Source organism: Azospirillum brasilense (assembly GCF_022023855.1).
GTDB lineage: Bacteria > Pseudomonadota > Alphaproteobacteria > Azospirillales > Azospirillaceae > Azospirillum > Azospirillum brasilense_F.
On sequence record NZ_CP059449.1, the window covers coordinates 1,543,263 to 1,569,486 of the forward strand.

The 26,224-nt window shown below is 68.1% G+C and carries 25 protein-coding genes and 1 tRNA gene; 12 read left to right on the forward strand and 14 right to left on the reverse strand.

The features are described 5' to 3' along the window. Nucleotides 1–93: 93 nt before the first annotated feature. Together H1Q64_RS07340 and H1Q64_RS07345 are read left to right on the forward strand one after the other, a co-directional pair. Entirely contained in the window at nt 94–1,845 is a 1,752-nt protein-coding gene (locus tag H1Q64_RS07340) for a methanol/ethanol family PQQ-dependent dehydrogenase (RefSeq protein WP_237902992.1), read from the forward strand. A 227-nt stretch (nt 1,846–2,072) separates the two neighbouring features. Further along, a complete protein-coding gene (locus tag H1Q64_RS07345; RefSeq protein WP_014241328.1) occupies nt 2,073–2,738 on the forward strand; it encodes a response regulator in 666 nt (221 codons plus the stop codon). Nucleotides 2,739–2,757: 19 nt separating this feature from the next. On the opposite strand, the gene H1Q64_RS07350 is transcribed toward H1Q64_RS07345, so the two are convergent. The 4 genes from H1Q64_RS07350 to H1Q64_RS07365 form a co-directional block, all read right to left on the reverse strand. Then, the gene (locus H1Q64_RS07350; RefSeq protein WP_237902993.1) at nt 2,758–3,192 is read right to left on the reverse strand and encodes a hypothetical protein; all 435 of its coding nucleotides are present in this window, start codon (nt 3,190–3,192) and stop codon (nt 2,758–2,760) included. A gap of 90 nt (nt 3,193–3,282) precedes the next feature. Then, entirely contained in the window at nt 3,283–4,053 is a 771-nt protein-coding gene (locus H1Q64_RS07355) for an ABC transporter ATP-binding protein (RefSeq protein WP_237902994.1), read from the reverse strand. Then, the gene (locus H1Q64_RS07360) at nt 3,983–4,741 is read right to left on the reverse strand and encodes an ABC transporter permease (RefSeq protein WP_237902995.1); all 759 of its coding nucleotides are present in this window, start codon (nt 4,739–4,741) and stop codon (nt 3,983–3,985) included. Before H1Q64_RS07360 ends, H1Q64_RS07355 begins: the two co-directional genes overlap by 71 nt. Continuing rightward, nucleotides 4,741–5,727 (reverse strand): ABC transporter substrate-binding protein, encoded by a 987-nt coding sequence (locus H1Q64_RS07365; protein WP_237902996.1) that lies wholly within the window; start codon nt 5,725–5,727, stop codon nt 4,741–4,743. Before H1Q64_RS07365 ends, H1Q64_RS07360 begins: the two co-directional genes overlap by 1 nt. A 441-nt stretch (nt 5,728–6,168) precedes the next feature. Between H1Q64_RS07365 and H1Q64_RS07370 the strand changes: the two genes are divergently transcribed. After that, nucleotides 6,169–6,726 (forward strand): PQQ-dependent catabolism-associated CXXCW motif protein, encoded by a 558-nt coding sequence (locus tag H1Q64_RS07370; RefSeq protein ID WP_237902997.1) that lies wholly within the window; start codon nt 6,169–6,171, stop codon nt 6,724–6,726. A gap of 15 nt (nt 6,727–6,741) precedes the next feature. Here H1Q64_RS07370 and H1Q64_RS07375 read toward each other — a convergent pair whose 3' ends face one another. The 3 genes from H1Q64_RS07375 to H1Q64_RS07385 all read right to left on the reverse strand — a co-directional run bounded on the left by H1Q64_RS07375 (nt 6,742) and on the right by H1Q64_RS07385 (nt 7,874). Continuing rightward, nucleotides 6,742–7,134 (reverse strand): c-type cytochrome, encoded by a 393-nt coding sequence (locus tag H1Q64_RS07375; RefSeq protein ID WP_014241321.1) that lies wholly within the window; start codon nt 7,132–7,134, stop codon nt 6,742–6,744. A 146-nt stretch (nt 7,135–7,280) separates the two neighbouring features. Continuing rightward, nucleotides 7,281–7,676: a cupin domain-containing protein gene (locus tag H1Q64_RS07380; protein WP_237902998.1), complete on the reverse strand. Its 396-nt coding sequence runs from the start codon at nt 7,674–7,676 to the stop codon at nt 7,281–7,283. Nucleotides 7,677–7,787: 111 nt separating this feature from the next. After that, nucleotides 7,788–7,874: transfer RNA gene (locus H1Q64_RS07385), tRNA-Leu, on the reverse strand. Nucleotides 7,875–8,011: 137 nt separating this feature from the next. Here H1Q64_RS07385 and H1Q64_RS07390 point away from each other — a divergent pair. After that, nucleotides 8,012–8,539 (forward strand): disulfide bond formation protein B, encoded by a 528-nt coding sequence (locus tag H1Q64_RS07390; RefSeq protein WP_237902999.1) that lies wholly within the window; start codon nt 8,012–8,014, stop codon nt 8,537–8,539. Then, a complete protein-coding gene (locus H1Q64_RS07395; protein WP_237903000.1) occupies nt 8,536–9,156 on the forward strand; it encodes a demethoxyubiquinone hydroxylase family protein in 621 nt (206 codons plus the stop codon). The genes H1Q64_RS07390 and H1Q64_RS07395 overlap by 4 nt, the downstream gene beginning before the upstream one ends. A gap of 36 nt (nt 9,157–9,192) precedes the next feature. Here the strand turns inward: H1Q64_RS07395 and H1Q64_RS07400 are convergent, their stop codons facing one another. Both H1Q64_RS07400 and H1Q64_RS07405 read right to left on the reverse strand, forming a co-directional pair. Then, nucleotides 9,193–9,345, reverse strand: coding sequence for a DUF1289 domain-containing protein (locus H1Q64_RS07400; protein ID WP_237903001.1), 153 nt, complete (start codon nt 9,343–9,345; stop codon nt 9,193–9,195). A 42-nt stretch (nt 9,346–9,387) separates the two neighbouring features. Beyond that, the gene (locus H1Q64_RS07405) at nt 9,388–9,951 is read right to left on the reverse strand and encodes an HNH endonuclease (protein WP_237903002.1); all 564 of its coding nucleotides are present in this window, start codon (nt 9,949–9,951) and stop codon (nt 9,388–9,390) included. Nucleotides 9,952–10,283: 332 nt separating this feature from the next. Here H1Q64_RS07405 and H1Q64_RS07410 point away from each other — a divergent pair, with 332 nt between their 5' ends. The 3 genes from H1Q64_RS07410 to H1Q64_RS07420 all read left to right on the forward strand — a co-directional run bounded on the left by H1Q64_RS07410 (nt 10,284) and on the right by H1Q64_RS07420 (nt 13,138). After that, entirely contained in the window at nt 10,284–10,451 is a 168-nt protein-coding gene (locus tag H1Q64_RS07410) for a hypothetical protein (protein WP_014241314.1), read from the forward strand. Between the two features lie 107 nt (nt 10,452–10,558). Next, the gene (gene gluQRS, locus H1Q64_RS07415; protein ID WP_237903003.1) at nt 10,559–11,410 is read left to right on the forward strand and encodes a tRNA glutamyl-Q(34) synthetase GluQRS; all 852 of its coding nucleotides are present in this window, start codon (nt 10,559–10,561) and stop codon (nt 11,408–11,410) included. 168 nt (nt 11,411–11,578) lie between these two features. After that, entirely contained in the window at nt 11,579–13,138 is a 1,560-nt protein-coding gene (locus H1Q64_RS07420) for an ATP-binding protein (protein ID WP_237903004.1), read from the forward strand. Between the two features lie 27 nt (nt 13,139–13,165). On the opposite strand, the gene H1Q64_RS07425 is transcribed toward H1Q64_RS07420, so the two are convergent. Then, nucleotides 13,166–14,014: a DUF4743 domain-containing protein gene (locus tag H1Q64_RS07425; RefSeq protein ID WP_237903005.1), complete on the reverse strand. Its 849-nt coding sequence runs from the start codon at nt 14,012–14,014 to the stop codon at nt 13,166–13,168. A 147-nt stretch (nt 14,015–14,161) separates the two neighbouring features. Between H1Q64_RS07425 and H1Q64_RS07430 the strand changes: the two genes are divergently transcribed. The 4 genes from H1Q64_RS07430 (at nt 14,162) to H1Q64_RS07445 (ending at nt 20,335) form a co-directional block, all read left to right on the forward strand. Next, on the forward strand, nt 14,162–14,551 hold the full coding sequence (locus H1Q64_RS07430) for a response regulator (protein WP_014241309.1): 390 nt from the start codon (nt 14,162–14,164) through the stop codon (nt 14,549–14,551). An 816-nt stretch (nt 14,552–15,367) separates the two neighbouring features. After that, nucleotides 15,368–17,314, forward strand: a complete 1,947-nt coding sequence (locus H1Q64_RS07435) for a PrkA family serine protein kinase (RefSeq protein WP_237903006.1) — start codon at nt 15,368–15,370, stop codon at nt 17,312–17,314. A gap of 50 nt (nt 17,315–17,364) precedes the next feature. Next, nucleotides 17,365–18,657, forward strand: a complete 1,293-nt coding sequence (locus H1Q64_RS07440; RefSeq protein ID WP_035682340.1) for a YeaH/YhbH family protein — start codon at nt 17,365–17,367, stop codon at nt 18,655–18,657. A 121-nt stretch (nt 18,658–18,778) separates the two neighbouring features. Further along, nucleotides 18,779–20,335: a SpoVR family protein gene (locus H1Q64_RS07445; RefSeq protein ID WP_237903007.1), complete on the forward strand. Its 1,557-nt coding sequence runs from the start codon at nt 18,779–18,781 to the stop codon at nt 20,333–20,335. Nucleotides 20,336–20,449: 114 nt separating this feature from the next. On the opposite strand, the gene H1Q64_RS07450 is transcribed toward H1Q64_RS07445, so the two are convergent. The 4 genes from H1Q64_RS07450 to H1Q64_RS07465 all read right to left on the reverse strand — a co-directional run bounded on the left by H1Q64_RS07450 (nt 20,450) and on the right by H1Q64_RS07465 (nt 26,213). Continuing rightward, nucleotides 20,450–21,682, reverse strand: coding sequence for an adenylate/guanylate cyclase domain-containing protein (locus H1Q64_RS07450; protein ID WP_237903008.1), 1,233 nt, complete (start codon nt 21,680–21,682; stop codon nt 20,450–20,452). A 43-nt stretch (nt 21,683–21,725) separates the two neighbouring features. After that, nucleotides 21,726–22,253 (reverse strand): DNA-binding protein, encoded by a 528-nt coding sequence (locus tag H1Q64_RS07455; protein WP_237903009.1) that lies wholly within the window; start codon nt 22,251–22,253, stop codon nt 21,726–21,728. A 17-nt stretch (nt 22,254–22,270) separates the two neighbouring features. Further along, nucleotides 22,271–24,811 (reverse strand): ATP-dependent helicase HrpB, encoded by a 2,541-nt coding sequence (hrpB, locus tag H1Q64_RS07460; protein WP_237903010.1) that lies wholly within the window; start codon nt 24,809–24,811, stop codon nt 22,271–22,273. Between the two features lie 88 nt (nt 24,812–24,899). After that, nucleotides 24,900–26,213 carry a nitrate/sulfonate/bicarbonate ABC transporter ATP-binding protein gene (locus H1Q64_RS07465; RefSeq protein WP_237903011.1) on the reverse strand — a complete coding sequence of 438 codons (1,314 nt, stop codon included), beginning with the start codon at nt 26,211–26,213 and terminating at the stop codon, nt 24,900–24,902. Nucleotides 26,214–26,224: the final 11 nt, after the last annotated feature.

Sequence of the window (26,224 nt, forward strand, 5' to 3'; positions counted from 1 at the left end):
GGGCGGACAAAGCAGGCGGGTTCCGCCAATTCGTCTGCGCATGATCTCTGCCCGCGACTCCGGCTGTCCATTCCCCTGGGAGGTATCCGCACCATGAAGCGTCTCTTCCGCACCTGCCTGCTTGCGAGCGCCATGGCCGCCGGCCTTGGCCTGAGCGGCCCCGCATTGGCAGCCGATGTGCCGAGCAACGACGACCTGCTGAACGACGCCAAGTCGACGGGCGACGTCCTGACCTACGGCATGGGCCATCAGGCGCAGCGCTTCAGCCCGCTCGACAAGCTGAACCCGGACACGGTCAAGGGGCTGACCCCGGTGTGGTCCTTCTCCTTCGGCGGCGAGAAGCAGCGCGGGCAGGAGTCGCAGCCGATCATCCATGACGGCACGATCTACGTCACCGGCTCCTACTCGCGTCTCTACGCCGTGGACGTGAAGACCGGGCAGAAGAAGTGGCAGTACGACCACCGCCTGCCCGAAGGCATCATGCCCTGCTGCGACGTCGTGAACCGCGGCGCCGCGCTCTACAAGGACAAGATCTACTTCGCGACGCTGGACGCCCGTCTGGTCGCGCTGAACAAGGACACCGGCAAGGTCGTCTGGTCGAAGAAGATCGAGGACTACAAGGCCGGCTATTCGGCGACCGCCGCCCCGCTGATCGTCGACGGCAAGGTCATCACCGGCAATTCCGGCGGCGAGTTCGGCATCATCGGCATGGTCGAGGCGCGCGACGCCGAGACGGGCGAGCTGGTCTGGCAGCGCCCGACCATCGAGGGCAACATGGGCACCCTCAATGGCAAGGAATCGACCATGACCGGCGTCATGAACGCGAGCTGGTCGGGCGATCTCTACAAGACCGGCGGTGGCGCCACCTGGCTGGGCGGCACCTACGACCCGGAAACCAAGACGCTGTTCTTCGGCACCGGCAACCCGGCGCCCTGGAACTCGCACCTGCGTCCGGGCGACAACCTCTACACCTCCTCGACGCTGGCCATCGACCCGGCCAACGGCGACATCAAGTGGCACTACCAGACCACGCCGCACGACGGCTGGGACTTCGACGGCGTGAACGAGCTGGTGTCCTTCGACCTGAAGAAGGACGGACAGACCATCAAGGCCGGCGCCAAGGCCGACCGCAACGGCTTCTTCTACGTGCTCGACCGCACCAACGGGAAGCTGCTGAGCGCCTCGCCCTTCGTCACCAAGATCACCTGGGCCAAGGAGATCGACGTGAAGACCGGGCGGCCGGTCTACAACGACGACAACCGTCCGGGCACCCCGGTCGGCGCGGAGAAGGGCACGTCGGTCTTCGCCGCCCCGGCCTTCCTCGGCGCCAAGAACTGGATGCCAATGGCCTACAGCCCGGCAACCGAGCTGTTCTACGTCCCGGCCAACGAGTGGGGCATGGACATCTGGAACGAGCCGATCACCTACAAGAAGGGTGCGGCCTATCTGGGCGCCGGCTTCACCATCAAGCCGCTCTATGACGACTACATCGGCGCGCTGCGTGCCATCGACCCGAAGACCGGCAAGATCGTTTGGGAATACAAGAACCCGGCGCCGCTGTGGGGCGGCGTGCTGACCACCGGCGGCAACCTCGTCTTCACCGGCACGCCGGAGGGCTATCTGAAGGCGTTCGACGCGAAGTCCGGCAAGGAAGTCTGGAAGTTCAACACCGGCTCCGGCGTCGTCGGCTCCCCGGTCACCTGGGAACAGGACGGCGAGCAGTATGTGGCCGTTGTCTCCGGCTGGGGCGGTGCGGTGCCGCTGTGGGGCGGCGACGTCGCCAAGCTGGTCAAGGACATCAACCAGGGCGGCTCGCTCTGGGTCTTCAAGCTGCCGAAGGCCTGACGGGGGAAACCCCGTGCCGTGACCGGACCAGGAAAGGGCGGCCCGAAAACTTCGGGCCGTCTTTTCTTGCGAACCGCTTGCAAGAGGATTTGGGCATGGATTTAAAACGGAATTGCCTACGATCGGCTGTTTTGGGGAATGCCCGTTCCCGTCCTTGCGCATTCTTGAACAGTCCGGCATGATCGCACCCGGAAACGCCCCGAAACGATGAGCGTGGGAACCACGCCATGAGCCGAATTCTGATTGCGGACGATCATCCGCTGGTGCGCGACGCCCTGCGCAGCGCCGTCCTCTATTCCTGCCAAGCGCAGGAGATCCACGAGGCTGGTTGCCTGGACGAAACCATCTCCATCCTCGACTCCATGCACGGCGGCAAGGGGGAGCCGGACCTCGTCCTGCTCGACCTCAACATGCCGGGCATGAACGGTCTGACCGGGCTGATCGCCCTGCGCCGCCGCTTCCCCGCCATCCCCGTCGCCGTCGTCTCGGCGCACGAGGACCGCAAGGTGATGCTGGAGGCGGTGCGCTGCGGCGCTGCGGGCTTCATCCCGAAATCGACGCCCCGGGACGCCATCGCCGGCGCTTTGCGCCAGATCCTGGCCGGGGAGGTCTATCTGCCCGCCTCGGTCGAGGAGGGAGCTGCGGCGGAGGACGAGGAAACGGCGGAGATCGCCCGCCGCCTGTCGACCCTGACCGCACAGCAGCTCCGCGTGCTGGAGATGCTGGGCACCGGCAAGCTGAACAAGGAAATCGCCTATGAGCTGAGCATCACGGAAACCACCGTGAAGGCCCACGTCTCGGCGATCCTGCAAAAGCTGAAGGTCTACAGCCGCACCCAGGCCGTGGTCTTCGCCAACCGCCTGCAACTGGAGAAGGCCCGCTTCGGCATTTGAGTCGGCGGGCCTTTACCGTTCAGCGGTTCCGCATCCGCCGCGCGTCCGCGGCGGCGCGCGCCGCCTCCTGTCCCGGATCGCCCCGCCCGAAGCCGAGCGGCACCGGGCCGTCGAGCCAGCCAAAGCCGTCCAGGGCGTGGCCGTCGAACTCCGCCCAATCCGACCAGTCCTTGTCCTTGCTGCGCCGCTTCGCCTCCGCCTTGCGCGTGGCGCGCCGGGCCTCCAGGCCGGGGTCTCGCCGCCCGAGTTGTTCGTCGCGCGTCGTCCGTTCGATGATGACGATGGAGGAGGCGGTGGCTGAATCGCCGATGATCGCCAGATCGCGCGACCGGTCCGCGTGGTTGGGGCCGGGACCGTGCGAGTCGAGGATCACGATCTCCCCGGCGAGCGTCGCGCCGGACAGGAGCGTCAGGCCGGCGCCCAGCAGCAATAGGGGCAGGAACAGGGTGCGCATCGTCGTCTCCGCCGGTGTCATCACAGCGGGACAGACTGCGCCGGGTGGACGGCGGCGGGTGTGAGCCGCTTCACAGTTTCGGCGAAAGAGTCAGGCGAGCAGCCGGAAGGCCGGTTCGGGCCGGGCCAGCAGGTCCGCCCGCACACGCTCGACCAGCGCGTCGTCGCGCACGGCACGGGGCGTCTCCAGCGGCACCTCCGCCGCCACCCGCGTCGGGCCGGGGGCCATCACCAGGATGCGGTCGGCCAGCTGGATCGCCTCGCGCAGATTGTGGGTGACGAACAGCACGGTGGCCGGGGACCGCTCCAGCATCGTTGCGAGAAGGGCGCGCATCCGCTGCGCCGTCGGCTCGTCCAGCGAGACGAAGGGCTCGTCCATCAGCAGCAGGCCCGGCTCGACCGCGAAGGCGCGGGCCAGCGCCACCCGCCGCGCCATGCCGCCGGACAGGCGGCCCGGGTATTCGTCGGCCACCGCCTCCAGACCCATGGCGGCCAGCCAGCGCTCCGCGGTGCCGTCGCCGCGCCGCTCCTTGGGCAGCACCAGCGCCACGTTCTGCCGCACCGTGCGCCAGGGCAGCAGGCGGGGCGTCTGGAACACGCAGCCCAGCATCGGCTCCGGCCCGCCGAAGTCGAGCGTTCCGTCGAAATCACGGTCCAGCCCGGCGGCGATGGTCAGCGCGGTGGTCTTGCCGCAGCCGGACGGGCCGACCAGCGCCAGGAACTCCCCCGGCGCGGCCGTCAGCGACAGGCCACGGATGACCTCCCGCCCGGCGAAGCGCTTGGAGCGGATATCAAGCCTCAGCGCGCACCGGCCGCCACCGGGTGAGCCGGTGCTCGACGGGTTGCAGGACGCAGAGTTCAAGGAGTTGGACGACGGCCACGAAGGCGACGGTGTACGCAAGAATGCCGGCCACATCGAACATCTGGAAGTAAAGGTGGATCTGGAATCCCACCCCGTCGCTGCGGCCCAGAAGCTCGACCACCAGCACGATCTTCCAGATCAGCGCAAGGCCGGACCGCGCCGCCGCGGCGAAGTAGGGGGTGAGTTGGGGCAGCAGCACATGGCGCAGCACGTCGGACCGCGCCATGCGGAAGGTCCGCGCCATCTCGACATACTGCTCGTCGATGGCGCGCGTTCCCTCGCGCAGGACGACCACGACGTTGGGGATCTTGTTGACGGCGACCGCGCCGACCGCCGCCGCCTCGGTCAGGCCGAACCAGACATAGGCGAGCACGATCACGACCAGCGCCGGGATGTTCAGGAACACGGTCAGCCACAGCCCGAACAGCCGGTCCGCCGTGGCCGAGCGGCCGAGCAGGATGCCCAGCGCCGAGCCGATGGACATGGCGATGGCGAAGGCCGCGGCCATGCGCGCCAGCGTGATCCCCAGGTGATGGAACAGCGCGCCGTCCGCCGCCTCGCGGACCAGCACGAACAGCACGGCGGCGGGGCCGGGCAGGCTGCGGCTTGCCGCCAGCTCCGCGGCGACGGCCCACAGCCCGACCAGCAGAGCCAGCGACAGGACCGGGGCCAGCCGCCGCCACCGCATCAGAAGCGGACCCCCGGCCAGAAGGTGCCATTCGGCAGGGCCATGGCGTTGCCCACCAGCTCCCGCCCGCCGAGCTTGGCCATCAGCCCGTAGAGCTTGGCGGCGGCCTCCCGCTCCTCCTCCGTCCAGCGCTGCGGGATGCCGGCGCGGAACTGGTCGCGCAGCGCCGCCCAGGTGGCCTCGTCCTCCGCCTTCATCAGCGGGCGCAGCCGGTCCCATTCTGCGTCCGATTGAGCCATGATCGCCTTGGCCTTGCGCGAGGCGGCGACGAAGGCGTCGAGCGCCGCCGGGTTGGTCCTGGCCCAGCCCTCATGGAAGACGAAGCCGACCGCCGGCACGCTGGCCGACAGGCCGAGATCCCGCATCATCCCGTCCACCCCAATGACCGTCCGCATCCCCGCCGCCTGGAGACGGGCGGCGTAGGGCCAGAAATTCAGCACCGCGTCCAGTTCCCCCGTCGTGGCCTTCTGGTTGAGCAGGGGAGGGGCGGCGAAGACCGGCGTCGCCGCGGCGTCGAGGTCGAGCGCGTAGCGGTCGCGGGCCAGCGCCTTCAGCAGCAGCCAGCTCTTGTCGATGGGGGTTCCGGCGACGCCGATGCGCTTGCCCTTCAGGTCGGCGACGGAGGCGATGGGCGAGGCCGCCGGCACCATCAGCGCGCCGACCGCCGCGGAATGAGGGATGAAGGTCAGGTCGGCCCCCGTCGCGCGCTGGCGGGCCACCCACAGCCAGTCGCTGGCGATCATGTCCACCGCGCCGCCCTGCAGGGCGATCTGGGCGGCTTGACCGCTCGCCAGCTCCATCAGCTTCAGCTCGAAGCCGGCGGCCTCGTCCAGCCGGTGGTGGCGGATGACGTCCAGCTCCCAGCTGACCGTGCCGAACTTCAGCACCCCGATGGTCACCGCGGGCCGGTCCGCCGCACGCGCCACGGTGGCGACGCAGACCAGTGCCAGGAGCAGAAACAGCCGGACGAGGGGCATCAGGCGCATGGCTCCGCCCCTGCGTCAAAAATTGCATTTGTATGGGTAGTGTGCCGCGCCATGGTTGTGCGGCGGACCGGGCGGCGGATCGGCCACCGCCCGCGTCCCATCACAAGGAGGCGTCGAGGATGGAAAAGATCCTCACTCTCCTGATCCTGCTGGTTCGGTTGATCAAGGACATCCTTGATCTCCTGAACCGCTAAGGATCGGGCCGGGAGGCAGGGGTCTAGCCACCCCTGTCTCCCTAGCCTGATGATGATGCGTCCTGCGGTCGTTTGCAAGGCAGGCCTCTGCGGTGCGGTGGCGCAGCGGAACGCGGGAATCCCACGATGGCGAACGCTGAGCTTAGGCCCCGCCCGCCGGTCCCCGGTATTCGACTATCGGGCAACTTGACCCTGTCGGGCACGGGGGGATTTCGTGGATGCCACAGAACAATGGGGGAGGGATGTGGTGCGCGCACGTTGGTTGAGCGCCGCCGGACTGGCGCTGCTGCTGGCCGGGCCGGCGGGAGGCGCCGCAGCGGACGCGGTTCCGGTGCCCGACGGCTACCGGATGACCGAATACCGGTCGCCGACCCCGGCGTCGCTGCCCGGGGCGGAGACGGTGAACACGGCGCAGGCCCGCGCGCTGGTGGAGTCGGGTGCCGCTCTTCCCATCAACGTGATGAAGCTGGATCGCAGCACGCTGCCCGGCGGTCCCTGGCTGGTTCCAAAGCCCTTTCCGCAGATCCCCGGCAGCGTCTGGCTTCCCAACGTCGGGCTTGGAACTCTGACGCCGGAGTTGGACGGTTATTTCCGGTCCAGCCTGGAGCGGCTGACCGGCGGCGACCGCGGGCGCGGCCTGCTGTTTTACTGTCTGGCGGATTGCTGGATGTCGTGGAACGCGGGCAAGCGAGCCCTGGAGATGGGCTACCGCCGCGTCCTCTGGTACCGCGACGGGGCGGACGGCTGGGCCGAGGCGGGCCTGCCGACCGAGGAGGGAAAGCCGGTTCCGGTCGCCGCACCGTAACCGGCTTTTCGATGCTTACTGCTTCAGCGACTTCAGGAAGGCGATCAGGTAGTCCTGCTCCGCCGGGTCGGTGATGGCGACGTGGCGCATGCGGGTGCCGGGGACGAAATTGTCGTTGCCGGCGATCCAGTGGCGCAGGTTGTCCTCGGTCCAGGTGATGTTGGACGTCTTCAGCGCGTTGGAATAGTCGAAGCGCGGGATCGAGCCGGCCTTGCGCCCGACGACGTTGTACAGGCTCGGGCCGAAGGCGTTCTTGCTGGAATCCAGCGAGTGGCAGGCCGCGCACTGATGGAAGATCTGCTTGCCGGCGGCCTCCTCGGCCGTCTTGGGCTGCGGCCCGCTTTCGGCGTTGGCCGTGCCGGCGGCAAGCAGAAGGGCGGCGGCGATGACGAATCTGGAAACGGTCATGTGAGATGGCTCCCCAGCCAAAACTCCGCGGCGCCGGTCGCGGCGGCGGTCGATGCTGCGCATTTTAAGTGGCTGGGGCGGGCCGCCGAATTGGACTTTGGAACAAGCCCGCATACGCAATGAGGTTTTGGGGCGGTCCTGTTGCTTCACGCCCCGTACTGTTCGTCGGAGACCTTTTCCATCCAGTCCACGGTCTTGCCGTCCAACTGCTCCTGGATGGCGATGTGGGTCATGAACATGGTCGGCGATGCGCCGTGCCAGTGCTTCTCGCCGGGCGGGAACCAGACGACGTCGCCGGGGCGGATCTCCTCGATGGGGCCGCCCTCGCGCTGGACCCGGCCGAAGCCGGCGGTGACGATCAGGGTCTGCCCCAGGGGATGGGTGTGCCACGCCGTGCGGGCGCCGGGTTCGAAGGTGACGTTGGCCGCCGCGGTGCGGGCCGGGGCTTCGGTCTGAACGAGGGGGTCGATGCGGACCGTGCCGGTGAACCAGTCGGCCGGTCCGGTGACGGATGGCTGAGCGCCAACCCGAGTGATCTCCATGGTCGCGAATCCTCCGCTGTGGTCCCCAAGGCCGGGGCTGCGTGACGGAAACAAGCGGGGAGGGCGGATGTGGCCTTGCGGCGGTCCGTGGAGCAGGCACAGGAGGGAAGGTGGTGCGGGCGGTCGGACTCGAACCGACATATCCGTGAGGACGGCGGATTTTGAGTCCGCTGCGTCTACCAATTCCGCCACGCCCGCACGGTGCCTGCCGGACCCGGCGCTCGCGGCGACCGGTGCCCGCTATATAGAGGGGAAATCGCCCTGGGACAAAGTGTTTTGTGCGGATGCGTCGGCGTGTCTGGCCTAAGCCTGTGGGGCGCGCTAATCTCACCCGCATGATGAACCGCCTCCCGATCGACGATCCGCGCTACACCGCCGGGCTTCTGGCCATCGCCAGTGCCGGCGTGCTGGCCGCCGCGCTGTTTTTCCAGTTCGTGCTGGGCTACCAGCCCTGCGTGCTGTGCCTGTGGCAGCGCGTGCCCTACGGTGCGGTGATGGCCTTCGGCATCGTCACCCTGCTGTTCCGCCAATGGCGCGGGCTGGGCGACGCGCTGCTGGTGGCGAGCGGGCTGGCCCTGCTGGCCGGTGCGGGGATCGCCGCCTATCATGTGGGGGTGGAGCAGCATTGGTGGGCCGGCACCTCGGCCTGCGGCGCCGGCGGGCGCGCGCCCCAGACTCTGGAGGAATTGCGCGCCCAGGTGCTCGCCGCCCCGGTCACCCGCTGCGACGAAGTGGCGTGGTCGCTGTTCGGGATTTCGATGGCGGGCTACAACGTCGTGATTTCGCTGGCGCTGTCCGCCTTCGCCTTCGCGGCGGCCCGCGCCGCCTACATCCGGACCTCGGTTTCCAGGACCTTCGCATGACCCCGCTCGACACCGCTGCCGCTGTTCCGTCCGCCGCTGCCCCGTCCACCGGCGAGTCTCCCGCCCCCCGGCCCCGTCCGCGCGGGCGCTTGCCCGGCGACCCGACTCCGGAGCAGCGGCTGGCGCGGATCGTGCGCGTGGACCATGCTGGCGAGTATGGGGCCAAGCGCATCTACGAAGGCCAGCTCTCCGTCATGGGCCGGGGCCGGCACGCCAAGACCCTGCGCCACATGGCCGACCAGGAGCTGGAGCATCTCCAGTATTTCGAGAAGCAGCTCGTCGCCCGTCAGGTGCGCCCGACCGTGCTGCAGCCGCTGTGGCACGTGGCCGGTTTCCTGCTGGGCGCCGGGACCGCGGTGATGGGCGAGCGGGCGGCCATGGCCTGCACCGTCGCCGTTGAGCAGGTCATCGACGGCCATTACGAGGCGCAGTTGAAGCACCTCGGCCCGGAGGAGAAGGAGTTGAAGACCTCCATCCTCAAATTCCAGGCGGAGGAGGTGGAGCACCGCGACATCGGCCTGCTCAACGGCGCGGAGCAGGCCCCGGCCTATCCGGTGCTGTCCGCCGCCATCAAGGCCGGCACCAAGGCGGTCATCTGGGTGGCAGAACGGGTATGACGGGCGCGGGTGTGACCGGGGGCGGGTGGAGCGGACTCAGGCGGCCTTATCGTCCACTCCCGTTTCCGCCGGAATGGGGGACGGGGCGGGCGGAGTCCCGTAGATCTCGTCCTCGCTCCGCCCGCAGCCTTCGCAATAGCCATCCTCGCCGATGATGCAGATGCCCACGCAGGGGTTCTCGTCGTCCATACCCAAATCTTTCCCGGTCCAGCCTTTCCGATCGCGGCGTTTCTACATCGGATCGAGTTCGGTGTCCCAATAAAGAAAATCCCGCCAACTTTCGTGAAGGAAGTTTGGCGGGAATGCACGTCCGTTCTCTTGAAGCTGGTAGGCACTCGGCTGGAACGGGGGACTGAGGGGGATCATGCCGCAACTGTGCGGCAGCCTGTTTCCCTTCGCCAGATTGCAGGCCGAGCAGGAGGTGACGACGTTGTCCCAGGTGGTGCGCCCGCCGCGCGACCGTGGAATGACGTGGTCGAAGGTCAGTTCCTGGGTGGGGAAGTGGTGACCACAATACTGGCAGGCGAAGCGATCGCGCAGGAAAACGTTGAATCGGGTGAAGGCCGGCCGCCGCGTCGCCGGGATGAACTCCTTCAACGAAATGACGCTCGGCAGCTTGACCTCGAAGGTGGGGGAGCGGACGACGCGGTCATACTCGGAGATGATGTTCACCCGGTCCAGAAAGACGGCCTTAACCGCCTCCTGCCAGGACCAGAGCGACAGAGGGAAGTAGCTGAGCGGCCGGAAGTCGGCGTTCAGCACCAGGGCCGGACAGTGATCGGGTGGTGGAGCCAATGGCCACTCCCTTATCTGAGACGTGTCTGGAACCTTTCTGGTGTTCCGCTCCCCCTTGCGGGATGACACGCCGCCGGGTGACCGGAACACCAGATACATAGTTGATTTGTGCTTCGAACTCAATATGTCGCGCCGCACTGCGTCATTTCTTCACGATCCTGTAACCCTTTCGATGGACTGGGTTCCGGCGTTTCCGGCAGGCCGACCGGAAACCTGTGACATTTGGTTGTGGTGCCTTGAACATGCATTTTCCGACATCGTGGTTACTGAGCGTTAACCATGCTCTGAGATGGTGGCGGCGCCCGAGGGGGACGCTTTCAAAGGGAACATCCATGAGCGCCACGATCATCGACCTTGCCGAGAAACGCGCCGAGCGCGAGGAGCGCGACCGCCAGCGCCGCATCGACGCCTTCGACCGCGAACTGCGCCGCCGCCTCGCCATGTATCTGGAGGGCGAGGACATCCCGGTCGAACCGATCAAGGACAATCCCTACATCTGACCGCCCCCACATCTGACCGCCCCCACATCTGACCGCCCGTTGCACTCCCACCCGCTGCGCCCGCGGTCCCGCATGCGGGCCGGGCGCGGTTGGGGTATAAGGCGGAAATGACCGACGTCGTCACCCGCTTCGCGCCGAGCCCGACCGGCCACCTCCATCTCGGGCACGCCCATTCCGCCCTGTTCGGCTGGATCACCGCCCGCAAGGCCGGGGGGCGTTTCCTGCTGCGCATCGAGGACATCGATCCGCAGCGCTGCCGTCCCGAGTTCGACCGCGACCTGCGCGAGGATCTGGCCTGGCTGGGCCTGACCTGGGAGGAGCCGGTGCGCCGCCAGTCGGAGCATCTGGACGATTACCGCGCCGCGCTGGCGCGGCTCGCCGATCTGGGCGCCGTCTATCCCTGCTTCTGCACCCGCAAGGACATCGCCGCGGAGATCGCCCGCGCCGGCCACGCGCCGCACGGTCCGGACGGTCCGCTCTATCCGGGCACCTGCCGCGGTCTGTCGGAGCCGGAGCGGCAGGACCGCATCGCCGCAGGGGCGGCCTATGCCGTGCGACTGGATGTGGGAAAGGCCATGGCGATGACCGGGCCGCTGCGCTGGCACGACCGGCGGCGCGGCTGGCAGGACGCCATGCCGAGCCTCCTCGGCGACATCGTCCTGGCCCGCAAGGACGTCCCGACAAGCTATCATCTGGCGGTCACCCTGGACGATCACCTCCAGGGCGTGACGCTGGTTACGCGTGGAAGTGATCTCTTTTTCGCGACACACGCGCATCGACTTCTTCAGGAACTTCTTCGAGTCGTCCCTCCTGATTACGATCATCACTCTCTGCTGGTGAATGAGCGGGGCGAGCGTCTTGCCAAGCGGGACAACGCCAAGACCTTGCGATCCCTTCGGGAATCAGGGCTGACGGCGGCGGCGGTGCGCGTCCAGGCCGGCTTTCCAGAAGAATTATGATCTACCACCAAGTGTGTATTACAACGATGATCAAACTATCCGTTTGAGGCGGGTTGTCTGGAATCTTCTTCCTCTTGCACGTATCTTTTGAATCGCGACCGATTGTTTGCACCGCCCAATGGTTGGCGCCAAACGGTCGGTCGGCTTGCAATCCGAAGGAGGCAAGCAATGCGAGAGGAGGAGGCGCAGGACAACCCTTGTCCCGCCGACCCCGCCGGGCTGCGGCGGGTTTTTGACACGATCGGCGTGGCGATCGCCCTGCTCGATCGACAGGGGCGCATTGCCGATCTCAACGCGGCGATGCTGCGCGCCATCGGATGCCCGCAAGCTCTGCTGATCGGGCAACCCATGGTTGGCGCGTTCGTCTGGGGCGGCCGGGAGGACGCGGCGGAGCGCTTCACCCAGGCGATGGCCGCCGCGGGCCGGGGACTGGTCCAGGAACTGACCCTGACGGGTGACGGAAACTGGTTCGACATCGCGCTGACGCCGCTGACGGCGGAGCCCGGTGGCGAGCCCACGGGCATCGTCATGACCGCGGCGGACGCCAGTCACCGCATGGGCGTGGAGGCGCGGCTGCGTGGGCAGGAGGATTCCCTGCGCGCCGCGCGGGATGAGGTGGTGCGCGCCGGCCAGGCCAAAGTGCGGTTCCTGGCCGCCGCCAGCCACGACCTGCGCCAGCCCGCCCAGTCGCTGACCCTGTTCGGTGCGGTCCTGGCGGAGCGGCTGTCCGGCCATCCGCAGTTGCCCTTGGTCCAGACGATGAACCGGGCGGTCGAGGCGATGCGCGGCCTGCTCGACGCGCTGCTGGACGTGGCCCGGCTCGACTCCGGGATCGTGTCGCCCGACATGGCGCCCTTCGCGGTGGCCGAGATGATGGAGCGGCTGGAGGCCGACTATGGTCCGCGCGCGACCGCCAAGGGACTGAAGCTGCGGGTGCGCCCGCTCAAGGCGCAAGTCCGCAGCGACGCCACTCTGCTGGAACGGCTGCTGCGCCACCTGCTCGACAACGCGGTGCGCTACACGGCGTCGGGCGGTGTGCTTCTGGGCTGCCGGCGGCGCGGCATGATGCTGTGCATCGAGGTGGCGGACACGGGCGTCGGTATTCCCACCGACAAGCTCGATGAGATTTTCGAGGAGTTCGTCCAACTCGGCAACGCCGAACGCGACCGCAGCCGCGGCCTCGGCCTCGGGCTGGCGGTGGTGAAGCGGCTGTCACGTCTGCTCGGCCTGCCGGTTCGCGTGCGGTCGCGTCCTGGGCGGGGCACATGCTTTACGGTGGAGGTTCCCTTGCACGCTTCCTGGAATCCCAACGGGACGGAACGCGCCATGCCGTCCCTGGACCGTCCCGGCGCGCTGGCCTTGATCATCGACGACGAGGAACTGATCCTGCAAAGCCTGCGGCTGGTGTTGGAGCAGTGGGGATGGGACGTGCTGGCCGCTGCATCGGGGGAGGAGGCGCTGCGCCAGCTCGACGGAGCGGAGCGGCTTCCCGACGTCATCATTGCCGACTACCGCCTGCGCTTTGGCCGGACGGGGGTGGACGCCATCCGCGACATCCACGCCTTCGCCGGCGACCTCATCCCGGCGATCCTGCTGACCGGCGACACCAGCCCCGACCGCATCCGCGAGGCCCGGCGCAGCGGCTTCACCGTCCTGCACAAGCCGGTCACCCTGTCCGAGCTGTCGTCCCACCTGGAGGAGGCGCGGGCGCGGGCCGCGGCGGAGTGACCGTGGCGATGGCTGCCGAGGCGGCGTCTACCGCCGAAGGCCGGTCACGATCTCCAGATAGTCCGGCTCATCCGGCGTCAGCCAGCCGTGACGGACCATGAAGTCGATGACGACGAGATTCACGTTGAATTTCCAGTCCTTCGTCGCACGCACCGACTCCGCGACGCGGTCCAGCGGCCACAGCTCGAACCGCTCGACCTCGCCGTCGGTGTTTTGCGGGACGAAATCCGCGTCGAGTTCCAGGTCGTAGAGAAACAGCGTGTCCTGCTTCAGCCCGGCCTCCGTCTCCATGCGATAGGTGACGGCCCCGACGGGGACGGCGCGGGACGCCAGGGCGGCGTCGATCCCGGCCTCCTCCTGCGCTTCCTTGACGAGGTTCTCCGCCAGCGTCAGGCCGATCGGCTGGCCGCCGGCGATCATGTTGTCGAGCTTGCCCGGCGCCACCTCGCGGTCGCGGGCGCGGCGCCCGATCCACAGCGACAGGCCGCCGTCCGGCTGGCGGACGAAACCGTTGACGTGCAGCCCGTAGGCGGGGGTGCCGAACTGCGCCACCACCGCGCGGTCGATGCGCATCAGCGGCTCCGCTCCCCAGGCCGGCGTGACAGGGTAGAACTCGCCGCGCAGGGCGGAGACCGCCCCCGTCTCGACGAGGAACTGGGCGGCGTGCGCCAGCACCGAGGATCGCGCCTCGAAATCGCGGACCTCCGGGGCCAGCGTCACCCGGTCGGCGGTGACGACGAAGCCGGGATCGACGCCGGGAAGCTGCTCGGCCAGCGCGTGGCGGATCCAGCCGAGGCGATGGCCTTCCAGCTCGAACGGACGGAAGCCGGAGAGGTCGTGCGCGTTGCACGCGCGGATGTGGTCGAGATAGCTCATGCGACTCCGTGTAGCCCCAGCGCCCCCCGCCGTGCAACCGTTCTTCCGCGAGACGATTCCCAGCCGGCCGGAGGCGTTGCGAGCCGGTTGCAAAGGACGTGCTTGCGGCGTACACACACGACCTATCGGACTCGGGGGAACAAGGCGATGCCGGCGGCGTTCGGGGATTTTTCGGTTCTTGTGATCGAGGACGAGAGCTTCACCCGCATGGTGCTGGCGAAGATGCTGGCCACGCTGGGTTTCCGCTCCGTCCATCAGGCCGCCGACGGCGAGGCCGGGCTGGCCGCGGTGCAGGCGCACGAACCCGATCTGGTCGTCTGCGACGTGGAAATGCAGCCGATGGACGGGCTGGGGTTCCTGAAGGCCTTGCGGGCCAGCACGGACGCCCGCCACCGCGCGCTGCCGGTGGTCTTCATGACCAACCGCGCCGACCAGAGCCGCATGGACGAGGCCGCAGCCTTCGGCGCCGACACCTTCATTGTCAAGCCGGCCACGCCGGAGTCGTTGAAGGGGACGCTGGGCGCTAAGCTCGGCTGAGGACGCGGGACGACCTGGGGCGGCCCCGTCGGTCACACTTTTTCCCCGACCTGTGGCAGGACTGCAAAAACGCGGCCAAGTGCTTGATTCCAGCCGCCTTCCGGATTCCCTACGGATTGTGCGCCGCAATGGCAAAGGCGGCTCACCCAAATTCTGCCTTGTTGATCTGCTGTGATGAGGCTCACCATCCTTCTTTGGAAGGTGTGGACCATGCCCGTCGCCCATGCGTTAATATCCTGAGGCAAGGCGGCGGCGATGGGCGTGGAAGCGGGTTGTTAAGGAATATCCGTCACGCTTGCTGTTAACCGTAGCGCCTTAGTTGGTTAAGGCGCGAGGATGCACTGGAGGTCGATGGGTGATCGGCAAGGTCCAGCGAGTCCCCGACAAACGGCATCCGGGCTGTGCTCCGGAAGCCGGTTGCAAGTCTCAGCCCGGCCGACCTTCGTTTTTCTTGCTGCCCGCTCCGCCGGTGCTTGCACCCCGGCCATTCCGGACAACCCGGCCGCGTGGTCTATTACAAATGACCGGTGTCTCCGGCCGCCTCTCTTTTCAGACTATCAAGGCTTTCCTCCTGGAAAGCTCTAGGTCGAGCATTACATTCAGTTTTGAAGCATTCGAGTTTAGCACTCCGAAGGGGGCGCTTCATTTGAAGGGCAACTGGATAAAAGGTCTGGCTTTCGACGGTGAGCGGGGGTGCCGCGGGACCGTTGTGTCCGTGACACCCCAGAGTTCGCACCTGCGGCAGGTGCCGCCCCCGCCGCCCGGGTCTCCCGGCGGCAGCCCCGACGCATCGGACTAAGAGACACGGAGAGCGGAATGTTCCCGGCCGACGAACTGTTCACGCGCTACACACAGTCCTATGAGGGGCGCCGTGAGGTTGAGATGAGCCTCACGGAATACCTCCAGGAATGCCGCGACGACCCGATGATGTTTGCCTCCGCACCGGAGCGCATCCTCGCCGCCATCGGCGAACCGGAAATCGTCGATACCGCCAAGGACCCGCGCCTTGGCCGAATCTTCATGAACCGGACGATCAAGATCTATCCGGCCTTCGCCGACTTCTACGGCATGGAGGAGACGATCGAGCGGATCGTCGGCTTCTTCCGCCACGCCGCGCAGGGTCTGGAGGAGCGCAAGCAGATCCTCTACCTGCTGGGTCCGGTGGGCGGCGGCAAGTCGTCGCTGGCGGAGCGGCTGAAGTCGCTGATGGAGAAGTGCCCGGTCTATGTGCTGAAGGCCGGCAAGGAGATCAGCCCGGTCTTCGAAAGCCCGCTCGGCCTGTTCAACCCGGACGAGATGGGCGACCTGCTGGAGGATCGCTACGGCATCCCGCGCCGCCGCCTGACCGGCCTGATGAGCCCGTGGGCGGTGAAGCGGCTGGACGAGTTCGGCGGCGACATCTCCCGCTTCCGCGTCGTCAAGCTGCACCCCAGCAAGCTGCGCCAGATCTGCGTCACCAAGACGGAGCCGGGCGACGAGAACAACCAGGACATCTCCTCGCTGGTCGGCAAGGTCGACATCCGCAAGCTGGAGGTCTACAGCCAGAACGATCCCGATGCCTACAGCTTCTCCGGCGGCCTGAACCGGGCCAGCCAGGGCCTGCTGGAATTCGTCGAGATGTTCAAGGCCCCGATCAAGATGCTCCACCCGCTGCTGACGGCGACCCAGGAGGGCAATTACGTCGGCTCGGAGAACATCGGCGCCATCCCGTTCCAGGGCATCATCCTCGCCCACTCGAACGAGGCGGAGTGGCAGTCCTTCAAGAACAACAAGAACAACGAAGCCTTCATCGACCGCATCTGCGTCATCAAGGTCCCCTACTGCCTGCGCGTGCAGGAGGAGCAGCGGATCTACGACAAGCTGGTCAAGGGCTCCGACCTCGCGACCGCGCCCTGCGCGCCGTCGACCCTGGAGATGCTGGCGAAGTTCTCGGTGCTGTCGCGCATGCGCGACCATCCGAACTCCAGCCTCTACTCCAAGATGCGCGTCTATGACGGCGAGAGCATGAAGGAGACCGACCCCAAGGCCAAGTCCATGCAGGAATACCGCGACCAGGCGGGCGTGGACGAGGGCATGGACGGCATCTCCACCCGCTTCGCCTTCAAGGTCCTGGCCGCGACCTTCAACTACGACTCCAACGAGATCTCGGCCGATCCCGTCCACCTGATGTACATCCTGGAGCAGTCGATCAAGCGGGAGCAGTTCCCCGACGACACCGAGAAGAAATACATCGAGTTCATCAAGGCCGAGATGGCGCCGCGCTACGCGGAGTTCATCGGCAACGAGATCCAGAAGGCGTATCTGGAATCCTACAGCGACTATGGGCAGAACCTGTTCGACCGCTATGTGGATTACGCCGACGCGTGGATCGAGGACCAGGACTTCAAGGACCCGGACACCGGCCAGCTGATGAACCGCGAGCTTCTGAACCAGGAGCTGACCAAGATCGAGAAGCCCGCCGGGATCGCCAACCCGAAGGACTTCCGAAACGAGGTCGTCAAGTTCGCGCTGCGTGCGCGGGCGGCGAATGCCGGGCGCAATCCCTCCTGGACGTCCTACGAGAAAATCCGTGAGGTGATTGAGAAACGCATGTTCTCCCAGGTGGAGGATCTGCTTCCGGTCATCAGCTTCGGGTCCAAGAAGGACGGCGAGACCGAGAAGAAGCACAACGAGTTCGTGTCGCGCATGATGTCGCGCGGCTACACCGAGCGGCAGGTCCGCCGGTTGGTCGAGTGGTACATGCGCGTGAAGCAGGCCGGTTGACGGCCCGCTTCGCCACACGAGCGTGAACGGGTAGGAGGGGCTCCCCCTTGATGAACATCATCGACCGTCGCCTGAATCCGCAAGGCAAGAGCCTGGCCAACCGCCAGCGTTTCCTGCGCCGTGCCAAGGAGCAGGTGGTGAAGGCGGTGCGGGATGCCTCCGGCAAACGCGGCATCCAGGACATCGAAAACGGCGAGAAGGTGACCATCTCGACCGGCGGCGTGCGGGAGCCCTCCTTCCACCGCTCCGGGGCCGGCGGCGTGCGCGACTACGTCGTGCCGGGCAACAAGGAGTATGTGGAAGGAGACACCATCGCGCGGCCGGAGAGCGGCGGCGGTCGCGGCGGCAACGAAGGCAGTCCGGACGGGGAGGGCGACGACGATTTCCGCTTCGTCCTGTCCCGCGAGGAGTTCCTGGACATCTTCCTGGAGGACCTGGAGCTTCCCGACCTCGTCAAGCAGAAGGTTAAGCAGACGGAGTCCCACTCGCTGACGCGGGCGGGCTATTCGGTGACCGGCTCGCCGGCCAACCTGAACCTCGTCCGCACCATGCGGAACAGTCTCAGCCGGCGCATCGCGCTGAAGCGGCCCAAGCCGGCGGACATGCTGGAGTTGGAGGCCCTTCTGCGCGAGGCGGAGGACCGCGGCGAGGATCCCGAGAAGCTGCGGGAGATGCGCGACCAGTTGGAGCGGCACTATCTCCGCTCCAAGCGCATCCCCTTCATCGACCCGATCGACGTCCGCTACAACCGGTTCGAGACGGTGCCGAAGCCCATCGCGCAGGCGGTCATGTTCTGCCTGATGGACGTTTCCGGCTCGATGACCGAGCACATGAAGGACCTCGCCAAGCGTTTCTTCATGCTGCTGTTCCTGTTCCTGAAGCGGCGCTACCGCTCGGTGGACATCGTCTTCATCCGCCACACCCATGAGGCCAAGGAGGTGGACGAGGACACCTTCTTCTACTCCACCGAGACCGGCGGCACCGTGGTGTCCACGGCGCTGGAGGAGATGCAGCGCATCGTCAAGGAGCGCTATCCGGAGAACGAGTGGAACATATACGCCGCCCAGGCGTCGGACGGCGACAACATGTCGTCGGACAACGCGCGGTCGGCGGGTCTGCTGCGGGACGGCATCCTGCCGCTGTGCCAGTACTTCGCCTACATCGAGGTGGCGGCGGAGCACAACATGGGCCTGTCGGCGCTGGGCCGCGAGACGGAGCTGTGGCGGACCTATAAAACGGTCCAGGGGCCGGACCTGCCGATCGCCATGCGCCGCGTCCGCTCCCGCCGGGAGATCTTCCCGGTCTTCCGCGACCTGTTCGCCCGCGAGAAGGCGGGGGCTTAGGCACACTTTCCCCCTCCCCTGCGAAGCGGGGGAGGGTCGGGGAGGGGGCGACAGCCGCCACCGCGAGGCTGCACCAAGAATCGGGGCCAACGCCCCGCAGAGCATCGAGAGGATGTGAGGCATGAGCGCTGTGATCGACAAGCCCAACAGCCTGCTCTACGACGGGGCGGACTGGGATTACGACCAGATCAAGCGCGTCTACGACGCCATCGAGGACATCGCCCTGAAGGATATGGGCCTCAACGTCTATCCCAACCAGATCGAGGTCATCACCGCCGAGCAGATGCTCGACGCCTATTCGTCCATCGGCATGCCGCTGATGTACAAGCACTGGTCCTTCGGCAAGCATTTCGCCCGCGACGAGATGCTCTACCGCAAGGGCTATCGCGGCCTCGCCTATGAGATCGTCATCAACTCCAGCCCCTGCATCAGCTACATCATGGAAGAGAACACCATGACGATGCAGACGCTGGTGATCGCCCACGCCGCCTTCGGCCACAACCACTTCTTCAAGAACAACCAGCTCTTCCAGCAGTGGACGGACGCCGAGGGCATCCTCGACTATCTGGAATTCGCGAAGTCCTACATTGCCCAGTGCGAGGACCGCTATGGCCACCACGCGGTGGAACGGGTGCTCGACGCCGCCCACGCGCTGATGAACCAGGGCGTGCACAAGTATCCGAAGAAGCGCAGCCTCGACCTGCGGCTGGAGCAGAAGCGCGAGCGGGAGCGGCAGGAGTACCAGGAGCAGACCTTCAACGACCTGTGGCGCACCGTGCCGAAGGTCGCTGTCGGCGGCAACCGCCCGTCCAAGTCGGTGTCGGAGCGCAAGAAGCTGCTCGGCCTGCCGGAAGAGAACCTGCTCTATTTCCTGGAGAAGAAGGCGCCGCGGCTGGAGCATTGGCAGCGCGAGATCCTCCGCATCGTCCGCCACATGGCGCAGTATTTCTACCCGCAGAAGCAGACCAAGCTGATGAACGAGGGGTGTGCGACCTACACCCACTACACGATCCTGAACGAGATGCACCGGCGCGGGATGATCAGCGAAGGCGCGATGCTGGAATTCCTGCATTCGCACACCTCGGTGGTGTTCCAGCCGGAGTTCGACGACCAGCGCTTCTCGGGCATCAACCCCTACGCGCTCGGCTTCGCGATGATGCAGGACATCCAGCGCATCGCCGAGACCCCGACCGACGAGGACCGCTACTGGTTCCCCGACCTCGCCGGGCGGGGCGATGGCATGGGCGCGCTGCGCGACGCCTGGGCCAACTTCCGCGACGAGAGCTTCGTGCTCCAGTACCTCAGCCCGCACCTGATGCGGAAGTTCAAGATGTTCAGCGTGCGCGACGACGCGGAAGACCCCTATCTGCTGGTCGAGAACATCCACAACGAGCGCGGCTACCGCGGCATCCGCAAGCTGCTGGCGCGGCAGTACGACCTGGGCTTCCTGGAGCCGGACATCCAGATCGTCGACGTCGATCTGGCCGGCGACCGCAAGCTGATACTGCACCACCGCGTGACCAACGGCGTGCTGCTGGACGAGAGCGACGCCAAGGCGGTGCTGCGCCACATCGCCAACCTGTGGGGCTACGAGGTCCAGCTCGTCGAGGTATCGGCCCTGTCCGACGCCATCCTGAAGGAGCACGCGGTCACCGCGCCCAGCGGCATCGGGGGGTGATGGGGCAGGGTGGGGCTGCGTGTTGCCCCCACCCCGGCCCTCCCCCGCTTTCGCAGGGGAGGGAGATTTTAGCGAGGCGGCGGCAGTCCCCTCCCCTGCGAGAGCGGGGGAGGGTTAGGGTGGGGGCGACGCCTCCGGGTCCAGCGTGTACAGCTCCTGCGGGCGGCCCACGCCGCGCAGCAGGTAGCGCCCGACCGAGATCAGCCGCTCCCGGCATTCCGGAGCGGACTCCGTGAAGGCGGAGGACAGCAGGATGTCCTGGTCGAGCGACCGGCACATGGCGGCGATCCTGCTGGCCTCGTTCACCGCGGGGCCGACCACGGTGAAGTCCAGCCGGTCCACCCCGCCGATGTTGCCGTAGAACACCTTCCCCTGGTGCAGCCCCAGATAGAAGCGCGTCACTGGCAGCCCGGCGGCGGAGCGGCGGGCGTTCAGCTCTTTGCAGCGCTCCCGCGCCTCCTCCGCCGCGTCGAGGGCGGCCCGGCAGGCGTCCTCGGCATTGGAGCGGTCGAAGACGGCCAGGATGCCGTCGCCCATGAACTTCAGCACCTGCCCGTGGTGCCGATGGATCGCCGTCACCACCAGCTCCGCATAGTCGTTCAGCAGCGGCAGGATGGTTTCCGGGGCCGCCGTGTCGGTGATGCGGGTGAAGCCCTGGAGGTCGCTGAACCACAGCACGGCGTCCAGTTCCTCCGCGACGCCACGGCGGATGTGGCCGCGCAGCACCCGGTGGCCGGCGTCCCGTCCCAGATAGGTCTCCGCCAGCGTGTTGGCGATGTGCGCCATGGCGTGGCCGCGCAACGCCAGCGCCAAGCTGCCGGTGAGGGTGAGCAGAGCGTCGCGCTGGGCGTCGCTGAATCCGTCGGGATGGTGCGACACCCAGGAGGAGAAGATGCAGTCCAGCTCCCCGATGGCGGCGCGGGGGCCGAGGCGGTTGACGATGGCCATGTAGTCGGTGGCGCCCTGCGCCCGCAGCTCGTCGACGATCGGGAACTCGCCGCCCTCCGTGCCATCGGTCAGCCGCAGGCGCAGCATCGTCTCGCCGGAGGTGTAGAGCCGGTGGAAGGGGCTGCGCAGCCATTTCTCGTCGATGTCGGGATCGCTGCCGTCGCCGCCATACTCGGTCCGGCGCACTTCGGCGGCGTTGCGCCCGCTGCTGTCCCAGGTGACGACATGGCCGGCGATGGTCGGGTGCAGCGTGTCCGCCCCGACCACCGTCCGGGTCAGCGGCACGCCCGCCGCGACCAGCCGCTCGCAGAAGCCGCCGATGAGGTCCGTCTCCGGCACCCCCCGCAGCCCGGCCTCCGCGATCCAGCGGCTGAGGTCGAGAATCCCTTGCGCATCCATGCCCGCCATCCTGCCACAGGTCGTATTGTCCGGGAACGGAGGGTCAGCGGCGGGACAGGGCGTCCGCGATGAAGGCCGTGACCGTTCCGAAGTCGCCGGTTGTCCGCAATTCGGCGGGCATGGCCTGAAAGTCAAGCTCCGGTCCGAAACCGATCATAGGCTTTCCGAAGCGCAGGGCCAGCCGCACCTCGTCCAAGGTCCCGTGGCGGCCCGGCAGGACGACGATCACGTCGCTGGTCAGGATGTTGACGTGGTTGCGGCTCAGCTCCGCCGGCGGCGCGCCGGCCGGCTTGCGCGCGAAGGGCGTCAGGATGGGCAGGTCGATGTAGGGGTTGGGGAAGCCGGGCAGGGGCACATGGCCGCGGACCGGATCGGGCTCGGACGGCAGGATGCCGATGGAGCGGCCGCGGCGCCCCGGCGTGCCGTGGAAGGCCCGCGCGGCCGATCGCATCACCCCACCGCCGCCGCCGGTCAGCAGGTCGTGCCCGGCCCCGGCGATCCACGCGCCGAGCGGCTCCGCGTAATCCGCCCATTCCTCCTGCCCCGACCCCATCACCCCGATGATCGCCATCTCCATCCGCCTCCCTTTTACCGTCCGCGTGGTTTCGCCCGCGCCGTGGGTTCGGCCTCCAGCGGGTTGTCGGGCCAATAATGCTTGGGATACTGGCCCTTGAGGTCGGCCTTCACCGCTTTGTAGGCGTTGGCCCAGAAGCTGGCGAGGTCGCGCGTCACCTGCACCGGGCGGCGGGCCGGGGACAGCAGGTGCAGCAGCAGCGACACCCGGCCGCCGGCGATGCGCGGTGTCTCGGCCAGCCCGAACATCTCCTGCAGCCGGACGGCCAGCACCGGCTCGTCCCCGCTGTAATCGATTGGGATGCGGGAGCCGCTGGGCACCTCGACGTGGGTCGGCGCCTCCTTGTCCAGCCGCTGCTGCATGGCCCAGGGCAGCAACCCGCGCAGCGCGTTGCCCAGCTCCACCCGGTCGAGATGCGCGCGGCGCGACGCGCCGTTCAGGAAGGGCGCCAGCCACTCCTCCATGGATTCCAGAAGCGCGGAGTCGGAGACGTCCGGCCATTCCTCCCCCTCGCGGCGGCGCAGGAACAGGACACGCGTCTGCCACTTGCGCAGCTCGTCGGTCCAGGGCAGGGCGGTCAGCCCCATCTCCCGGATGCCCTCCAGCATGGCGGCGGCGATGGCCTCGGCGGGCGGGTTGGGCAGGCGCTTGTCCTCCAGCGCCAGGGCGAACAGCATGCGGCGGCGGCGGGCCAGCACCGTCTGCTCCCGCCCGTCCCAGGCAACCACGGTCTCGCTGTGGATGTGCTCGGCGAAGGCCTCCTCCAGCTCCGCCAGGGAGAGCGGGGCGGCCAGGAAGATGCGCGACTCGCGTGCGGCCCCGTCCAGGTCGGCGACGGCCAGCCAGTCCTCGGCGCTCAGCGGCTCGGCGTCCTGGAAATAGGCGCCGCGCCCGTTGGACAGCCGGTACTGCGCGGCGGCCCCGCCTGCGTTGCCGCCGGGGCGGCGCTGGCCGATGCGGTCGGGATAGGCGAGGGCGACCAGCAGGCCTGTGGCGCCGAGGTCTCCGCTGTTGCCTTTGACGCCCAACTGGCGCTTCCAGTTGCGGGCCTGCTTCAACGCCTGCTGGGCGCCGCCGCGCTCCACGGTCAGGCCGCGCCCGGCACCGCGCACCCGGCCCTCATGGTCGAGCCCGCGCAGCAACTCCACCCGCAGCCGCAGGTCGGCGTCGCGGAAGCCGGGCTGGGCGCGGACGATGTCGCGCTCGCCGAGCAGGGCGGCGACCTCGCAGGCCAGCGCCCCCAGCCCCATCGCCTTGCCCTTCAGCATCATGTGGGCCAGCCGCGGATGCACGCCGAAGCCGGCCATCCGGCGGCCATGGGCGGTGATGCCGCCGTCGGCGTCCAGCGCCCCCAGCTCGCGCAGCAGCTCCCGCGCCTGGGCCATGGCGGCGGCGGGCGGCGGATCGAGCCAGGCGAGCGACGACGGGTCGGCGACTCCCCACACCGCCAGCTCCAGCGCCAGCGGGGCGAGGTCGGCGTCCATGATCTCCGGCGGGGTGAAGGCGGCCAGAGCCTTGTGCGACGGCTCCAGCCACAGGCGGTAGCAGACGCCGGGCTCCAGGCGGCCGGCGCGGCCCCGCCGCTGCTCCGCCGACGCCTGGGAGACCTTGGCGGTGACCAGCCGCGTCATGCCGCTGCGCGGGTCGAAGCGGGGGACGCGCATCAGCCCGCCGTCCACGACGATGCGGATGCCTTCGATGGTCAGGCTGGTCTCGGCGATGGGGGTGGCGAGCACGATCTTGCGCGTGCCCGGCGGGCTGGGGGCGATGGCGCGGTCCTGGGCGTCCGCCGTCAGGTCGCCGTAGAGCGGGGCGATCACCGTGCCGGGGCCGAGGTCCGCCGACTCCAGAAGGCTCTGCACCCGCCGGATCTCCCCGGCGCCAGGCAGGAAGACCAGCGCGTTGCCGCTCTCCTCGCGCAGGGCGCGGCGGACGGCGGCGGCCACGGCGTCCTCGACGCGGGTGCCGGTAGCGGGGGCGTCGAGGTGGCGGGTCTCCACCGGGAAGGCGCGGCCCTCGCTGGTCACCATCGGGGCGTCGCCGAGCAGGGCGGCGACCGGGCCGCCGTCCAGCGTCGCCGACATCACCACCAGCCGCAGGTCGTCGCGCAGCGCGCCGCGCGCCTCCTGCACCAGGGCCAGCGCCAGATCGCTGTCGATGCCGCGCTCATGGAACTCGTCGAACAGCACGGCGCCGACCGTCGGCAGTTCCGGGTCCTCCTGAAGCTGGCGCAGGAACAGGCCGTCGGTCACCACCTCGATCCGGGTCTTCGGCCCGACCCTGGTATCCAGCCGGACGCGGTAGCCGACGGTCTCGCCGACGCTTTCCCCCAGCATCGCGGCCATGCGGCGGGCGGCGGCGCGGGCGGCCAGCCGCCGCGGTTCCAGCACGATCACCTTGCGCCCGGCCAGCCAGGGCTGGTCGAGCAGCGCCAGCGGCACGCGGGTGGTCTTGCCGGCCCCCGGCGGCGCCTGGAGCACCGCCACGCCACGCCCGTCCAGCGCGGCCAGCAGCTCGGGAAGCACGGGGTCGATGGGAAGGGGCGGGAAGCTCATGGACACTGCAAGATGGTGGAGAAGGGCGCCGCCCGTGTTCCTGGCAGCGGCGGGCGCCCCGGTCAAGCCTTCCGCCGGGTCCTGGCGGCTATTCGGCCTCCTCCCGGCAGAAGACTCCGGCCTCGGTGTCGTGGGTGAACAGTTCGGCGTAGCGCGCCCAGCCGGTGACGGCGTTCAGCGTCTCTTCGGTGTAGTCCTCGCTCATGAAGGCCTCCAGCTCGCGGGCGAACGGGGCGTAGGGAACGCGGTGGTCGGCGCGCTCCGACAGGGCCGCGTGGATGTGGGCGGCGAGCGGCACGAAATGGACGAGATGCTCGGCGAACAGCGCCTTGCGGTCGTCCGTCCCGGCCTCGGCGAACAGGCGGCCCGGCTCGGTCAGCCGGATGTCGCCCTCCGCCACTTCGGCGAATCCCAGCATCTGGAGCGTCTCGGCAATGGGGAAGAGGTCGTCGATCTCGTGCCGCAGCGTCGCCGCGAGGTGCGGCAGGTCCTTGCCGTGGTAGGGCGGGGCGGCCAGCGTCTCCATCAGGCCGGACAGCCGGTTGGTCGAGACGTGCTGGAGCGGCTCGGCGTAGACCGGCCGCGGCCGCCCGGTCGCCGGTCCCGGTGCCGCCGCCGGTGCGGTCAGCGGCTTGCGCGCGGTCATCCGGCCGTAGATGTCGTCGACCAGATCGCGAAAGTCCGGAGCCAGCCGGTTGCGCGGGTGCGGGATGTCCACCCGGATCTCCGCCGCCACGCGGCCCGGGTTGGAGGCGAAGACCAGGATGCGGTCGCACATCAGCACCGCCTCCTCGATGTTGTGGGTGACCATCAGGATCGAGCGGGTCGGCAGCTTGCGCTCCATCCACAGGTCGAGCAGGTCGGTGCGCAGCGTCTCCGCCATCAGCACGTCGAGCGCCGAGAAGGGCTCGTCCATCAGCAGGATCTCCGGCTGGACCACCAGCGCGCGGGCGAAGCCGACGCGTTGGCGCATCCCGCCGGACAGCTCCTTGGGGTAGGCGCTCTCGAAGCCTGACAGGCCGATCAGGTCGATGGCCTCCCCGGCGCGCGCCGCCGCCTCGTTCGCGAGAACGCGCAGCGCCTTCAGCCCGGCCAGCACATTCTCCTCGACGGTCAGCCAGGGGAACAGCGCAAAAGACTGGAACACCATCGCCACCCCGCCGGTCAGCCCGGCCACCGCCGCGCCGTGGTGCAGAACCTCGCCGGAGGTCGGCCGCGCCAGCCCGGCGACGATGCGCAGCAGCGTGGACTTGCCCGAGCCGGAGCGGCCGAGCAGCCCGACGATCTCGCCGTTGCGCAGCGTCAGGTCCACGCCGTCGAGCACGACATACTGCTGGCCGGACGGCTTGCGGTAGGCCTGCCGGACGCCGTGGAGTTCGAAGAGGGGCGAGTTCTGCGTCATGGTACGGCCTC